This is a genomic window from Aminobacter sp. MSH1, from assembly GCF_003071665.1.
GTDB classification, from domain to species: Bacteria; Pseudomonadota; Alphaproteobacteria; order Rhizobiales; family Rhizobiaceae; genus Aminobacter; species Aminobacter niigataensis.
The window spans coordinates 2,512,360-2,526,378 of the sequence record NZ_CP026265.1 but is presented as its reverse complement, the minus strand read 5'-3'; the positions used below and the strand labels follow the sequence as shown (position 1 = coordinate 2,526,378).

At 61.1% G+C, this 14,019-nt stretch carries 13 protein-coding genes; 9 read left to right on the top strand and 4 right to left on the bottom strand.

What is annotated here, in order from left to right; genetic code table 11:
- The first annotated feature begins 7 nt into the window (after positions 1–7).
- The 4 genes from CO731_RS29050 to msrP all read left to right on the top strand — a co-directional run bounded on the left by CO731_RS29050 (position 8) and on the right by msrP (position 5,852).
- Positions 8–178, top strand: coding sequence for a hypothetical protein (locus tag CO731_RS29050; RefSeq protein ID WP_018428911.1), 171 nt, complete (start codon positions 8–10; stop codon positions 176–178).
- Positions 179–500: 322 nt separating this feature from the next.
- On the top strand, positions 501–2,390 hold the full coding sequence (locus CO731_RS12540; RefSeq protein ID WP_108607384.1) for an MFS transporter: 1,890 nt from the start codon (positions 501–503) through the stop codon (positions 2,388–2,390).
- A 272-nt stretch (positions 2,391–2,662) separates the two neighbouring features.
- A complete protein-coding gene (locus CO731_RS12535) occupies positions 2,663–4,714 on the top strand; it encodes an elongation factor G (protein ID WP_108607383.1) in 2,052 nt (683 codons plus the stop codon).
- Positions 4,715–4,892: 178 nt separating this feature from the next.
- The gene (gene msrP, locus CO731_RS12530; protein ID WP_108607382.1) at positions 4,893–5,852 is read left to right on the top strand and encodes a protein-methionine-sulfoxide reductase catalytic subunit MsrP; all 960 of its coding nucleotides are present in this window, start codon (positions 4,893–4,895) and stop codon (positions 5,850–5,852) included.
- A 3-nt stretch (positions 5,853–5,855) separates the two neighbouring features.
- Here the strand turns inward: msrP and CO731_RS12525 are convergent, their stop codons facing one another.
- Positions 5,856–6,263 carry a GFA family protein gene (locus tag CO731_RS12525; RefSeq protein ID WP_108607381.1) on the bottom strand — a complete coding sequence of 136 codons (408 nt, stop codon included), beginning with the start codon at positions 6,261–6,263 and terminating at the stop codon, positions 5,856–5,858.
- A gap of 787 nt (positions 6,264–7,050) precedes the next feature.
- Here CO731_RS12525 and CO731_RS12520 point away from each other — a divergent pair.
- The gene (locus CO731_RS12520; protein ID WP_108609803.1) at positions 7,051–7,551 is read left to right on the top strand and encodes an isoprenylcysteine carboxylmethyltransferase family protein; all 501 of its coding nucleotides are present in this window, start codon (positions 7,051–7,053) and stop codon (positions 7,549–7,551) included.
- 21 nt (positions 7,552–7,572) lie between these two features.
- Here CO731_RS12520 and CO731_RS12515 read toward each other — a convergent pair whose 3' ends face one another.
- Positions 7,573–8,469 (bottom strand): LysR family transcriptional regulator, encoded by an 897-nt coding sequence (locus CO731_RS12515; RefSeq protein ID WP_108607380.1) that lies wholly within the window; start codon positions 8,467–8,469, stop codon positions 7,573–7,575.
- Positions 8,470–8,501: 32 nt separating this feature from the next.
- Positions 8,502–9,476 (bottom strand): thioredoxin-disulfide reductase, encoded by a 975-nt coding sequence (trxB, locus tag CO731_RS12510; protein WP_108607379.1) that lies wholly within the window; start codon positions 9,474–9,476, stop codon positions 8,502–8,504.
- Positions 9,477–9,718: 242 nt separating this feature from the next.
- Between trxB and CO731_RS12505 the strand changes: the two genes are divergently transcribed.
- From CO731_RS12505 to CO731_RS12490, 4 genes are all read left to right on the top strand, one after another.
- Positions 9,719–10,189: an Lrp/AsnC family transcriptional regulator gene (locus tag CO731_RS12505; RefSeq protein WP_055970335.1), complete on the top strand. Its 471-nt coding sequence runs from the start codon at positions 9,719–9,721 to the stop codon at positions 10,187–10,189.
- A 240-nt stretch (positions 10,190–10,429) separates the two neighbouring features.
- Entirely contained in the window at positions 10,430–11,221 is a 792-nt protein-coding gene (locus tag CO731_RS12500; RefSeq protein WP_199914593.1) for a hypothetical protein, read from the top strand.
- Complete coding sequence (locus CO731_RS12495) at positions 11,194–12,075, top strand: hypothetical protein (RefSeq protein WP_199914592.1); 882 nt, start codon at positions 11,194–11,196, stop codon at positions 12,073–12,075. Before CO731_RS12500 ends, CO731_RS12495 begins: the two co-directional genes overlap by 28 nt.
- Before the next feature lie 29 nt (positions 12,076–12,104).
- Positions 12,105–12,971 (top strand): glycosyltransferase family 2 protein, encoded by an 867-nt coding sequence (locus CO731_RS12490; RefSeq protein WP_108607377.1) that lies wholly within the window; start codon positions 12,105–12,107, stop codon positions 12,969–12,971.
- A gap of 77 nt (positions 12,972–13,048) precedes the next feature.
- Here CO731_RS12490 and CO731_RS28745 read toward each other — a convergent pair whose 3' ends face one another.
- On the bottom strand, positions 13,049–14,008 hold the full coding sequence (locus CO731_RS28745) for a hypothetical protein (RefSeq protein ID WP_159097867.1): 960 nt from the start codon (positions 14,006–14,008) through the stop codon (positions 13,049–13,051).
- Between the last annotated feature and the right edge of the window lie 11 nt (positions 14,009–14,019).

The following is a 14,019-nucleotide window of genomic DNA, read 5'->3' as shown; positions in this document are numbered from 1 at the left end:
AATTGTCATGTCTAAGACACACCCACTCGGATTCCGTATCGAACGCGACCTCAAGGAAGCGCTCGTCAAGGCGGCCAAGGACGATCACCGTTCGGTGTCGTCGATGGTCGAAATCATCATCGCCCGGTGGCTGCGAGACCGCGGCTACCTCGTCGAGAAGGAAGAACGGGCCGCCTGAGCCCGCACTTCCCGGCAAATGGCTCGGCGGCGCAATCGTGCCGCCGGGCAGCATCCGCCAATAGCTTTCCGTCTGCGCACGCCGGTGAGTTCGAACAAGGAGCCAGACTGTTCTGGCGCCAGCCACGCATCGCTTTTGCGATGCAGCATCAATGGCTTCGAACACTTCGCGACTGCTTCTACGACTAAGGTCATAATCCCAAAGCAGCGATGGATAACGCCTGCCTCCCGGCGTTATCACTTCGACCGTGGTTAGGTTCGGCGGATTCCCCCGGAGATTGCTCTCCAGGCCTTTACCGCCGGCACTCTGGGAGGAGACAATAATGGCAATTTCGGCAACCGCCGACGCCCGCCGCGGGCGAGGCATGACGCGAGAAGAGAAGAAAGTCATCTTCGCTTCTTCGCTCGGCACCGTGTTCGAATGGTACGATTTCTACCTTTACGGTTCACTCGCAGCCTTCATCGGCGCGACCTTCTTCGCCTCCTACCCCGAGGCGACGCGTAACATCTTCGCGCTGCTTGCTTTCGCTGCCGGCTTCCTGGTGCGCCCGTTCGGCGCGCTCGTCTTCGGCCGCATCGGCGACCTCGTCGGCCGCAAATACACCTTCCTCGTCACCATCCTGATCATGGGCCTGTCGACCTTCTTCGTCGGCCTGCTGCCCGGTTCCGCCACGATCGGCATCGCCGCTCCGGTCATCCTGATCGCGCTGCGCATGCTGCAGGGCCTGGCGCTCGGCGGTGAGTATGGCGGTGCTGCGACCTATGTCGCCGAGCACGCCCCCGATGACCGCCGCGGCTACTACACCTCGTGGATCCAGACCACCGCGACGCTCGGCCTGTTCCTGTCGCTGGTCGTCATCCTGGTGGTGCAGACCTGGCTCGGCAAGGAAGCCTTCGCCGCCTGGGGATGGCGCGTTCCGTTCCTGCTCTCCTTCATCCTGCTCGGCATCTCGGTGTGGATCCGTCTGTCGCTCTCGGAATCGCCGACCTTCCAGCGCATGAAGGAAGAGGGCAAGGGTTCCAAGGCACCGCTGTCGGAAGCCTTCGGCCAGTGGAAGAACGCCAAGATCGCGCTGCTCGCGCTGTTCGGCCTCACCGCCGGCCAGGCCGTGGTGTGGTACTCGGGTCAGTTCTACGCACTGTTCTTCTTGCAGAACGTGCTCAAGGTCGACGCCCAGGCCGTCAACATCATGATCGCGATTTCGCTACTGCTCGGCACCGGCTTTTTCGTGCTGTTCGGCTGGCTGTCCGACAAGATCGGCCGCAAGCCGATCATCATGGCTGGCCTGGCACTCGCCATCGTCACCTACTTCCCGCTGTTCAAGGCTCTGACCTGGGCCGCAAACCCGGCACTCGCCACCGCCCAGCAGAACGTTCGCGCCACCGTCACCGCCGCTCCTGGCGACTGCAAGTTCCAGTTCAACCCGGTGGGCACCGCGAAATTCACTACTTCCTGCGATATCGCGACGTCGTTCCTGACCAAGAACTCGGTTCCTTATGACGTCGTCACCACGGCGGCTCCGGGCACGCCTGCTTCGGTCAAGATCGGCGACGAGACCGTCACCTCCTATGACGCCATCGCCGCTGGCGATGCTGCCAAGGCGAGCGACGCTGCCTTCGTCAAGGCAGTCAACATCGCTCTTCACGACGGCGGTTACCCGCTGGTCCGCGGCGCTGCCAAGGTTGCCGACCAGAAGCTCGACGCCTTCGTTGCCGCCAACCCTGAACTGAAGCTCGACGCCGCCGCCATCCGCGCCGGCGAAAAGACCACCGTTCCGACAGAACAGGCGATCAAGGACAAGATCGTTACCGCTGAAGAGGCAGCCGGTGCTCCGGAAGTCGGCTTCTTCAACATCCCCGCCGGCGGCTCGTTCGCCATGGTCGCCGATCCGGCAGCAGTGAGCTGGCCGATGGTCATCGCCATCCTCACCGTGCTGGTCATCTACGTGACCATGGTCTACGGCCCGATCGCCGCGATCCTGGTCGAGATGTTCCCGACCCGCATCCGCTACACCGGCATGTCGCTGCCCTACCACATCGGCAACGGCTGGTTCGGCGGCCTGCTGCCGGCAACCGCATTCGCCATGAGTGCTGCGGCCGGCGACATCTACTACGGCCTCTGGTACCCGATCGCGATTGCCGCCATGACGCTGATCATCGGCACGCTGTTCGTCAAGGACACGCTCGGCACCGACCTCAACGCCAAGGACTGATCCTCGGCACCAACGCTAAGAAGCCCGGCAGGTGCCAACCTGCCGGGCTTTTTTGTTTTCCGGGGATGGCGTCGCTTCGCACCGGCAAGGCCCTCCCCGCATCTTGCCTGCTTCAAAGGTCGGGCCCCGGGCGCCCTTCCCCTTGCCCTCCCCGCAAAGCCGTGTGACGATATGTTCGACCGGGAGGAAAACACCACACGTCATTGCCCGCGACGGCCGAACAGGCCGGCCGCCGCATTCAGGGAAAAATGCCTGAGTGGAGGTCAGCTCTCATGGGTAGTCGCGCCGGAGGAAGACGCACGGGACCGAAATGCATCGCCATCGTCGGTCCCTTTGCCAGCGGTAAAACCACTCTTCTTGAAGCCCTTCTCGCCCGCACGGGCGCCATTCCCAAGCAGCAACCGGTATCATCGGGCAACACCGTCTCCGACCATTCGGCTGAGGCCCGGGCCCACGCCATGAGCGTCGACGCGGTCTTCGCCACAACGCAGTTCATGGGCGAGAGCATCACATTCGTTGATTGCCCCGGCTCGGTCGAGTTCGCCTTCGAGGCCGACCCCATCCTTGCCGCCTGCGACCTGGCGGTCGTGGTCGCCGAGCCTGACGAGAAGAAGATCCCCGCCTTGCAGCTGATCATGCGCAAGCTCGACGATCTCGGCGTGCCGCGCATCCTGTTCCTCAACAAGATCGACAAGGCGACATCAGGCGTGCGCGATACGCTCAAGCTGCTGCAGCCGGTCAGCCGCACGCCCTTGCTGCTGCGCCAGATCCCGCTGCGCAAGGATGGCGTCGTCGTCGGTTCGATCGACCTCGCGCTGGAGCGCGCTTATGTCTACCGCGAATATGCCGAGAGCGAGATCGCCGAGATTCCCGGCGACGAGAAGGCACGCGAGCTCGAAGCGCGCTTTGCAATGCTTGAAACCCTCGCCGACCACGACGATGAGTTGATGGAACAACTGCTCGAAGAGATCGAGCCGCCGAAGGACGAGATCTTCGACGACCTTGCCGCCGACCTGCGCGATGGCGCGGTCACCCCGGTGCTGATCGGCTCGGCCGAAAAGGGCAATGGCGCGCTCAGGCTGTTGAAGGCCATCCGCCACGACGCCCCCGATGTCGAGGCGACCCGAAAGCGGCTCGGGATAGCAGAGGGCAGTGCAGCCATAGTCCAGGTGATGAAGACCATCCACACCTCGCATGCCGGCAAGCTGTCGGTATCGCGCATCCTGTCCGGCCAGGTCACCGACGGCGCCGAGCTCTGGCTCAACACCACCGACACCGCGAAGGTTTCCGGCATCTACCGCATGCTTGGCAAGGACCAGTCCAAGCTCTCCAACGCCGGCGCCGGCGATACCGTGGCGCTCGGCAAGCTCGACAACGTTGCCACCGGCCAGACGCTGACATCGGCCAAGGGCGGCATGAAGCCCCTCGTCAGGCTCGAGCCGCCGAAACCGGTCTATGCCTTCGCGCTGCGGCCCAAGGAGCGCAAGGACGAGGTCAAGATGTCGGCCGCCATCCAGCGCCTCGCCGAGGAAGACCCCTCGCTGACCCTGCATCACAACCAAGACTCGGCCGAAACGGTGCTGTCGGGCCATGGTGAAATGCATCTCAGGGTCGTGCGCGAGCGTCTCGAAGGCCGCAACCAGATCGCCGTCGAAGGCTATGCGCCGGCGGTGCCCTATCGCGAGACGATCCGCAAGGCCGTCCAGCAGCGCGGCCGCCACAAGAAGCAGTCGGGCGGCCACGGCCAGTTCGGCGACGTCGTCATCGAGATCAAGCCGCTGCCGCGCGGCTCGGGTTTCGAGTTCACCGACACCATCACCGGCGGCGTCGTGCCCAAGCAGTATATCCAGTCGGTGGAGGCCGGTGCGCGCGACTTCCTCAAGATCGGCCCGCTCGGCTTTCCGGTCGTCGACATCGCCGTCAACCTGTCGGACGGCTCGTTCCACAGCGTCGATTCCTCCGACATGGCTTTCCAGATGGCGGCCAAGATCGCGATGAAGGAGGGCATGCCAAGCTGTTCGCCGGTTCTGCTCGAACCTGTCATGAAGGTCGAGATCTTCACGCCGTCGGATGCCACCGCGCGCATCATCGCGCTCGTGCCCCAGCGCCGCGGCCAGATCCTCGGCTACGACGCGCGCGCCGACTGGCCGGGCTGGGACGTGGTCGAGGCGACGATGCCGCAATCCGAAATCAGCGACCTGATCATCGAGCTGCGCTCGGCGACCGCGGGTGCTGCCACCTACCGCGCCGAGTTCGACCACATGGGAGAACTGACCGGCCGCCTCGCCGACGAGGCGATGCAGTCGGCCGGCAAGGCGGCGTGACATTGCAAGGACCGGACGGCGCCAGCGGCCGTCCGGTCCTTGCTGCTCACGCTCTGTTGATCTCGGATTGGGCAAGACACTGAAACGCGGCAGCGTTCGCATACGTATGTGAACGTGACCACGTTGATTTCGCGGTCCGCAGGGGCGACCTTGCGCGCCGACTTTTGGAGAACCGAGCATGGCATTCGTACACCGCCGCCCGTCCTGGGCAATCAGCGAGGCTCAGGCCACGCCCGAGGAGATGTTCCTCAACCGCCGCTCGATTCTCGCCGGCATGGGGCTCGGCCTTGCAGCCGCCGCGCTGCCGCGGCCGGCACGCGCCGAGGACAAGGACCCGACCGCCGACCTCTATCCGGCCAAGCCGAACACGACCTACAAGCTCGACCGCTCGCTGACACCCGAAGAGATCAACGCCAACTACAACAACTTCTATGAATACGGCACCTACAAGGAGATCGCCGCCAACGCCCAGCAACTCAAGACGCGTCCCTGGGAGGTGCAGATCGGCGGGCTGGTCGACAAGCCGATGACGCTCGGCATCGACGACCTGATCCGAAAATTCCCGCTGGAGACGCGGCTCTACCGCCACCGCTGCGTCGAGGCCTGGTCGATGACCATTCCGTGGAGCGGTTTTCCGCTCAAGGCACTGGTGGCGCTCGCCAGCCCCAAGGCAGATGCGAAGTTCATCCGCTTCGAGACCTTTCTCGATCCAGAGATGGCGCCCGGCCAGAACGACTTCGTCTACCCATGGCCCTATGTCGAAGGTGTTACCATCGAGGAGGCGGCACTCGACCTGCCCTTCCTCGTCACCGGCGCTTATGACAAGCCCCTGGGCAAGCAGTTCGGCGCGCCGCTACGTCTCGCGCTGCCGTGGAAGTATGGCTTCAAGTCGATCAAGTCGATCCGCAAGATCGACTTCGTTGCCGAGCAGCCGGTCGGTCTCTGGGAAGCGATCCAGCCGAGCGAATACGGCTTCTGGGCAAACGTGAACCCCGAGGTGCCGCATCCGCGCTGGAGCCAGGCCAGGGAGCGTGTGCTGCACACCGGCGAACTGGTACCGACCCAGTTGTTCAACGGCTATGGCGCCGAGGTCGGCCAGCTTTACGCCGGCAAGGACCCGGCCAAGCTCTACATGTGAGCCCTACCCGGCCTCGACCTCGACGTGCCACCATTTCGGCCGCCCGTCCTCGAACGAATGGGCGGTCGGCATCAGCTCCAGCGCGCCAGGCTTGTCGAAGACACCGAGCAACAATGCCACGACGGGTTCATCGTCGACTGCGCCAAGCGAACTGCCGCAGGCCGGGCAAAAGGCGCGGCTCGAATAGTCCGAAGAGCGAAAGAGCGATGGCACACCACCAGGCCCGGTCCACCTGACCTCGTCACGGGCAAACTCAACCCAAGAGGTGGTCAACGCACCGGTGTGGCGCTGGCAGGAACGGCATGAACATGTGTGCGGCTTGGCGGCAGGCCCGAGAACCTCGAAGCGGACGGCACCGCAAAGGCAGCCGCCGGAATAGGTTGGCAGCTTTGCTACCGATACCTTGCTCATGCTGTCCCCCCACGAATGCTTCTGCCAGTGATCAGGAAAACGGAATCACAGGCTCTCGCCCGACGTAAAACACACGTCCCGGAAAAGACAAAAGCGGTGCCCGAGGCAATCCTCGGGCACCGCTTTTTTGCGGACCGTTCCGCGGGAGGCGGGACGGCAGGTCCGCCGCTACGTGGCCAACGTCTTGGGTCGTTGGCAATCTGCTGGACGCGGCGCTTTGCCTGAGCCCTGGCTCGCACGGGTGATGCCCCCATCTCCCGGCGCGCCATCACCGCGTCCAACCAAAAGCTAGGCGCGTCAGTGTGTTCGGGGAACGTTACCCGGGGTTACATGTCACTGTTACGTGGGCTGGATCGCCTGGAAGCGGGCAACAAAAAAGCCGGATCCAAGAAGATCCGGCTGAGTTTGTTTGGAAGTGCCGATTAAGGCTAACCTCCAGAGGGGAACACTCGAGGGCGCTAATGGGAGGAGGAACGCGCCCTGGAGATGATCAATATATGTGCTCTCCATGCCCAACAAACAAGCATCTATTTTGCAATGCACGCATGCAAAAAGGCACGAGCTGTGGTCCAACAATGTTAGAGGCCCGATAGGACCAGAATTTGCGGCGAAAAACGCAAGATGTCGATGCTGCAATGCACTTTGCAGCGGTGGTTTTCAGCGAAAGTGCCACTAAATTCCGTGCTGCAGTGCAATGGCGCCGGTTCGGGCAGCACCAGGCCATTGTTGCGGCAGAAACGGCACCATGCGCAATCTCCAAGCAACACGATCAATGGGAGTGCAGGCTTTGCGCAAACCATCCGCAGTGCTCGGCAGCGCCGTCTTCTTCCTGGCCGCACCCGGCATCGTTGCCGGCCTGGTTCCCTGGCTGCTCACGGCAAACCATGGCCTGCCCCTGGCCAGCGCGGCGTTCGTCATCTCAGGTTCAATGCTCGTCGCGGTCGGGCTCGGCGTGCTGCTGCATGCCTTCGCCCGCTTCGCTGTGGAGGGTTCGGGCACGCCTGCCCCGGTCGCGCCGACCGAACGGCTGGTCATCGGCGGCGCCTATCGCCACGTCCGCAACCCGATGTATGTCGCCGTACTGGCGATCATCCTCGGCCAGGCGCTGATCTTCGCGCACGGGCCGCTCGTTGCCTATGCGATTGCCATCGGCGCCGCCATGGCCGCCTTCGTGCGTTTCTATGAAGAGCCGGTCCTGGCGCGCCGCTATGGCGCGCAATACCAAGCTTACCGCAACAACGTACCCGGCTGGCTGCCGCGCCTCACGCCGTGGCGCGGCGATGGCTGATGCCATGCCTGGAACCGGGCCTCAGAAGGCCCAGCTGCGTGCCTTGGAGATGACGAAGTCGCGGAACACGTGCAGCTTGGCCTGTTCCTTCATCGTGTCGGGATAGGCGAAATAGGTGTCGAAGGACGGCACCTCGGTTTCGGGCAGGAGCTGCACCAGCCCGTCGTCCTTGCCCACGACATAGTCGGGCAGCATGGCGATGCCGGCACCGGTCTGTACCGCCTTCTTGATCGACAAGATGTCGTTGATCTGCAGCGTCGGCACGCGCTGACCGCCCTCGAAGTCACCGACCGTCTCCAGCCAGTTGAGTTCGCTCAGATGCGTCGGCACCGGCAGGCCGAAGGTGACGATGCGGTGGCTCTTGAGCTCGGCGATCGACGCCGGCTTGCCAAATTTGTTGACGTAGGCCGGCGAAGCATAGAGGTGGAAATGCACGGTGAACAGCCGGCGCTGGATAAGGTCGGGCTGCTGCGGCTGGCGCAGGCGGATGGCGCAGTCGGCCTGGCGCATGGTCAGGTCGAGCTCCTCGTTGGCGAGGATCAGCTGCAGTTGGATGTCGGGATAGAGTGCAAGGAACTCCTGGATGCGCTCGGTCAGCCAGCCGGCGCCGAGGCCGACCGTTGTCGTCACGCGTAACACGCCCGACGGCCTGTCCTTGGTCTCGGTCAGCCTGGTCTTGATCGTCTCGAGCTTCATCAGCACGTCGTGGGCGGTGCGGAACAGCATCTCGCCCTGCTCGGTCAGCACCAGGCCGCGCGCGTGGCGGTGGAACAGAGGCACGCCGATGTCGTGCTCGAGCGCGCTGACCTGGCGTGAGATGGCCGACTGCGACAGCCTCAGCGTCTCCGCCGCATGCGTGAAAGAGCCAGCCTCCGCCGCTGCGTGGAACACGCGCAACTTATCCCAATCCAACGCCATTTTTCCCCTCTTATGTCAGGCGTCTGGCCGGCCTATTCGGCCGCTTCGCGATGCATTTCAATTCCCGCGAGGTACTTTTCAGCTTCGAGGGCGGCCATGCAGCCAAGGCCCGCAGCCGTCACCGCCTGGCGATAGATGTCGTCGGTCACGTCGCCCGCCGCAAACACGCCCGGCACGTTGGTGCGCGTCGAGTTCGCCTCGGTCCAGAGATAGCCGTTCGGCTTCTGCTTCAGCTTGCCGACGAACAGCTCGACCGCCGGCGCATGGCCGATCGCCACGAACACGCCGTCGGTCGCCATTTCGGTGACAGCACCCGTGTGTACGTTCTTGAGCCTGATACCGTTGACCGAAGGCGGCAGCGGCTTCTGCGCCGCAGCACCGACGATCTCGTCTACCGCGTGATCCCAGATCACCTTGATATTGTCCTTGGCAAACAGCCGCTCCTGCAGGATGCGCTCGGCGCGGAAATGGTCGCGCCGGTGCACGACCGTCACCGTCTTGGCGAGATTGGAGAGGTAGAGCGCCTCCTCGACCGCCGAATTGCCGCCGCCGACCACCACCACGTCCTTGCCGCGGTAGAAGAAGCCGTCGCAGGTGGCGCATGCCGAAACGCCAAAGCCCTGGAACACCTGCTCGCTCGGCAGGCCGAGCCATTTGGCCTGGGCCCCGGTGGCGATGATCAGCGCGTCGGCCGTGTACACCGTGCCGGAATCGCCCTTGGCGCGGAACGGCCGCACGTCGAGATCGACATCGGTGATGATGTCGTGGACCATCTCGGTGCCGACATGCTCGGCCTGCGCCCGCATCTGCTCCATCAGCCAGGGCCCCTGGATCGGTTCGGCGAAGCCCGGATAGTTCTCGACGTCGGTGGTGATCATCAACTGGCCGCCCTGCTGCATGCCAGCGACGAGCATCGGCTTGAGCATGGCGCGCGCCGCATAGATCGCTGCCGTGTATCCGGCAGGACCCGAACCGATGATGAGGACTGGCGCATGTTTGGCGGTCATCGTAGGGCCTTCGTGGTCGATGAAAAAAGCAGCACCCCGCAAGACGGGGCGCAGATCGCCTCTAATCTAGGTGTTCACCCCTGCCCCGCGCAAGGCGACAAGATGTTACTCCCCCGAAAGCTTGATCTCCGAGGGAACGCGCCCATGCCCCGCGGCGATTTCTGAAGCTTGGGCTTCCCAATGGCTGCGAGTAGTTTAATTACAAGGATGCGCAAGATTCTTGCGCAAGACCTGGAGCGAACATGCCGATCAAGGCCGACCTCGACGCCATCGACTGGAAGATCCTGCGCGAGTTGCAGGATGACGGCCGCATGACCAATGTCGAACTGTCGCGCCGCGTCGGCATCTCGGCGCCGCCCTGCCTGCGCCGGGTCAAGCGGCTGGAGGACGAAGGCATCATCCAGCGCTACCGCGCCCTGCTCAACGCCCCTGCTCTCGGCATGGACGTCGTCGCCTTCTGCCTCGTCGGCCTCAACCGCCAGTCCGAAGTCGACCTCAAGGCCTTCGCCGACCGCACGCGCAACTGGCCGATCGTGCGCAGCGCCTGGATGGTCTCGGGCGAATCCGACTTCATGCTGCACTGCCTGGCTCCCGATCTCGGCACCTTCCAGACTTTCGTCATCGAGGAACTGACCTCGTCGCCCAATGTCGACACCGTGCGCACCGCATTGACGATCCGGCAGGTGAAGGATGAAGGGCTGGTGGGGATTTAGGGGCGGGACGCTCCTCCGGCAGCGTCCGAATGGACATGGACGGCGGTCTCATCTAGAAGGTCGCCTGCTCCTCAGGCGATAATTTCACCACGATGGAAGTTGGGCCGTTTCCGGCTAGAAGAAACCGGACGAAATGGTCACTGGCTCGGCTCCCAAGGTTAGAATGTGGTTCGCAGTGAGTTACAAGTGTATTCATGAACGTATTTGGCGAACAGGCTGAGAGCGGAGCAGAACGGTAAGATGCCGAATTCAGGTCTGGACAATGCAGTCAATGTGATCTGCATAAAATGGGGATCGCTCTACGGCCCGGAATACGTCAACAATCTGCGCCGCGGTGTCGCTAAGCATCTGAAGCGTCCGCATCGCTTCGTCTGCTTCACGGACGATACCACCGGGTTGGACAAAGATATCGAGGCGTTGCCGCTCCCCACTCTGGACTTGCCCACCGGCCGACAAGACAGACGTTGGCGCAAGCTCGCTCTTTTCCGCCGCGATCTGGCCGACCTGCAAGGCACGACACTTTTCCTCGACCTCGACCTCGTGGTCGTTGATGATCTCGACCCTTTCTTCGAGCAGCCGGGCGAATTCCTCATCATCCGTGACGATGATCTTTTCCGGAGCAAGCCGCTGCGCAAGCTCAATCGAAAGCGCGATCGCTTCCTTGCGTCCGTAGGCAACAGTTCCGTGTTTCGCTACGAGATCGGCGCCCATGCCTATATTCTCGACGCATACGTCGCCGATCCGGCCGGCGCGCTCGACCGGTACGAGATCTCCCAGCAATTCCAGAGCGCGCAGCTTGCGGCGCATGGCAACCTGCAATACTGGCCACGGGAATGGTGCGTCAGCTACAAAAACCATTGCGTGCCTCGCCACTTCAAGAGCTTCCTGCAGGACCCGACCGTGCCGCCAGGAGCGCGCATCGTCGTCTTCGCCGGCAGCCCGAAGATGAGCGAGGTTCTGGCCGGCGGCGGACAGCGCTGGTATCGCCGGATCGGCGACACGGAATGGCTGCGAAAGCATTGGGAAAGCTAGGCGGCATGCTCAACATCCCGGCAAAATTCAAAGCGCTGAAGAAGAGCGTCAGGCTCAAACGGGCATTGAGGGAGATTGATGACCGGTCAGCGTCCCTTGGGGGGGGCCGGACACACGGCCTGCCCAAGCCTCTGATTGTCTCTCTGACGAGCTACCCGGGGCGCTTCAACACGTTGGCGCTCACGCTGAAGTCGATCCTTTTTCAGACTGTCCGACCCGACACGACCATCCTGTGGGTATCCCACGAGGATTACCCGCTGGTACCCGAGAACGTTCTCGAACTGCGCGGGCACGGCCTTGAAATCGCCACCTGCACCGACATGCGGGCCTACACGAAAATCATACCCACACTGCAAAACCACAAGGATTGCTTCGTCATCACCGTGGACGACGACGTCTACTACCGGGCGGATTGCGTCGAAAAGCTCACAGTCGCATACAATCCTTCCAAGAGGCATGTCATATGCCATCGCGCGCACCGGATCGCTGTGACAGGCAATGGTGATCCAGCACCCTACGTGGATTGGCGACGGGATATCGCACCGGCCGCAACCTCTCCGCTCATCTTTCCGACGGGCGTGATGGGAGTTCTCTACCCGCCGGACGCCTTCCATGAGGACGTATGTAACGTCGCGCTCTTCTCGGAGCTGAGCCCGAGCGCCGACGACGTATGGCTATATTGGATGTGGCGGATGAACGGACATGTCGGCGAAAAGCTGCCGGGAAAGGCCAAGATCATAGACTGGCCAGGCAGCCAGACGACGTCATTGCAGGCCGAGAACCTCATCGGCGGCGCGAACGACCGGTGCATCCAGAATATGGTCAGGAAATACGGGTTTCCGCGTTCGCGCTGACAGGTTTGGAGCGAACCAGGACTAAAAGCATGCAGACAAGCGTCATCATCTCCACCTACAATTCACCGCTCTGGCTCCAGAAGGTGCTGTGGGGCTATTTCGCCCAGGACCGCCATGATTTCGAACTCGTGATTGCCGATGACGGGTCCAGTGACGAAACCCGCGAAATGCTCGCAGCGATGGCGCCCAACAGTCCGGTCCCGATCGCACACGTCTGGCAGCCCGATGAAGGTTTCCAGAAATGCCGGATACTGAACAAGGCGATCGCTGTAGCGCAAGGCGAACGCATCCTGCTCACCGATGGCGACTGCGTGCCGCGCCGGGACTTCGTGGAGGTGCACACGCGGTTGGCGCAACCGGATCGCTTCCTGACCGGCGGCTATTTCAAGCTTCCGCCCAACGTGTCCAAGGCATTGACGCAAGACGACATTGCCGGACAGCAGGCGTTCAACGCCTTCTGGTTGATGCGGCACGGGCTTCCCTTCACCTCTAAGCTGCTGAAAGTAGTAGCCACAAGCCCGTTCGACGAATGGCTGAACCGGCTAACACCGGCACGGCCGACCTGGAACGGCCACAGTGCGTCATGCCTAAGGAGCCAGGCGATCCAGATCAACGGCTTCAACGAGGACATGCAATATGGCGGCCTCGACGTGGAATTCGGCCTTCGTCTGCGGCATGTCGGCATAGAACCCCGGCACATACGCTACTCCGCCATTGCCCTCCATCTCCATCATGGCCATGGCTACGTCACTCAGGGGATGAAAGAGCGGAGCCATGGGGTCAAAGAAAATACCCGCCACAATAGGCTGACCTGGGCTGAACGAGGCTTGAGCCAATGGCTTGATTCAAGCAATCGCGCGACCCTCTTGAGAGATGATCGGCTTACACGCTTCTGAAAGACAGGGCAGTGTCGCAAAATCAGAGATGAAATATTCGAAAACGAAACCGAATACTCGCGGATCGTTCATCTTTATCAATTCATTAGAAGTTCAAATTTCTTCAGGAATTCCGTATTCGCACTTCTGCAATCCATTAGTGCACTCTGGTGAAGATTTCCCTTTCCGACATGTTTCCTCCAATCCTTAAAATCCAAGCAATTCTCGTATTTGTATCTAAAGTCTAAGAATTTGCTAGAGTTTTGAATAGCAATCACTTTCTTCCCGAGCAATGTCGCCCAATACAACCCGTGATAACTGTTTGTTACAACATTATCACCGGATCCAATTATATTAATGCATTTTAAGAAGTAACTTTCAGAATTATCCTTGCTTCCTTTGCTAATATTATAGATATTTGGAACGTTTGAGAATTCATCTCCAAATTGACTAGATTCGTGACCGTGAAGAAACGCGACACACTCGTATTGACTAGGAATTTTTTCGTCAAATACAGGATGCAAGCAACTTACACAGGGAACCCAATCATATGGGTTTGGGTAATCACGGAGTCCAACCAGCCGAAACTTCTCAAACGATGATGGATAAGGGCTGGAACCAACCCCGTCCAACCATTCGCGAAATCCCACAGTCCTGTTATGGCCAGCGCCCCATACAACCACGTCGCCTCCACGATCAGCGAACATAGTCAGAAATTCAATGACCTTGTCGTGTACATCGTGACGGTCCAGTCCAATTAGGCCACCGCCGCCAAAACAGACAATTTTCCCCTCAAGGAGCTTCAAAAGAAATTCAGACCCGCCAAATTTAGATACTTCCAATATTTCCTTGCTGCTCAATTCGATAGAGTTATGAGCCGTAAACCTATCAAAATACCTTACCGGGCATGACATGAGGTCGCCAATATTATTGGTAATTGAATGGATGAAAATAAACTCTGATCGTTCGATCTTTCTGTATAATCGTTTGAAATAAACGTCACCAAAGGGCCGGATACCTCTGGCCTTTCGCAATATTTTATCCAGATTCAACGGCAAGATATTACCTA

Bases quoted from the DNA above. Each gene is read 5' to 3' on its own strand.
- CO731_RS29050 (WP_018428911.1), top strand. From the start codon at position 8: ATGTCTAAGACACACCCACTCGGATTCCGTATCGAACGCGACCTCAAG.
- CO731_RS12540 (WP_108607384.1), top strand. From the start codon at position 501: ATGGCAATTTCGGCAACCGCCGACGCCCGCCGCGGGCGAGGCATGACG.
- CO731_RS12535 (WP_108607383.1), top strand. From the start codon at position 2,663: ATGGGTAGTCGCGCCGGAGGAAGACGCACGGGACCGAAATGCATCGCC.
- msrP (WP_108607382.1), top strand. From the start codon at position 4,893: ATGGCATTCGTACACCGCCGCCCGTCCTGGGCAATCAGCGAGGCTCAG.
- CO731_RS12525 (WP_108607381.1), bottom strand. From the start codon at position 6,263: ATGAGCAAGGTATCGGTAGCAAAGCTGCCAACCTATTCCGGCGGCTGC.
- CO731_RS12515 (WP_108607380.1), bottom strand. From the start codon at position 8,469: ATGGCGTTGGATTGGGATAAGTTGCGCGTGTTCCACGCAGCGGCGGAG.
- trxB (WP_108607379.1), bottom strand. From the start codon at position 9,476: ATGACCGCCAAACATGCGCCAGTCCTCATCATCGGTTCGGGTCCTGCC.
- CO731_RS12505 (WP_055970335.1), top strand. From the start codon at position 9,719: ATGCCGATCAAGGCCGACCTCGACGCCATCGACTGGAAGATCCTGCGC.
- CO731_RS12500 (WP_199914593.1), top strand. From the start codon at position 10,430: ATGCCGAATTCAGGTCTGGACAATGCAGTCAATGTGATCTGCATAAAA.
- CO731_RS12495 (WP_199914592.1), top strand. From the start codon at position 11,194: ATGGCTGCGAAAGCATTGGGAAAGCTAGGCGGCATGCTCAACATCCCG.
- CO731_RS12490 (WP_108607377.1), top strand. From the start codon at position 12,105: ATGCAGACAAGCGTCATCATCTCCACCTACAATTCACCGCTCTGGCTC.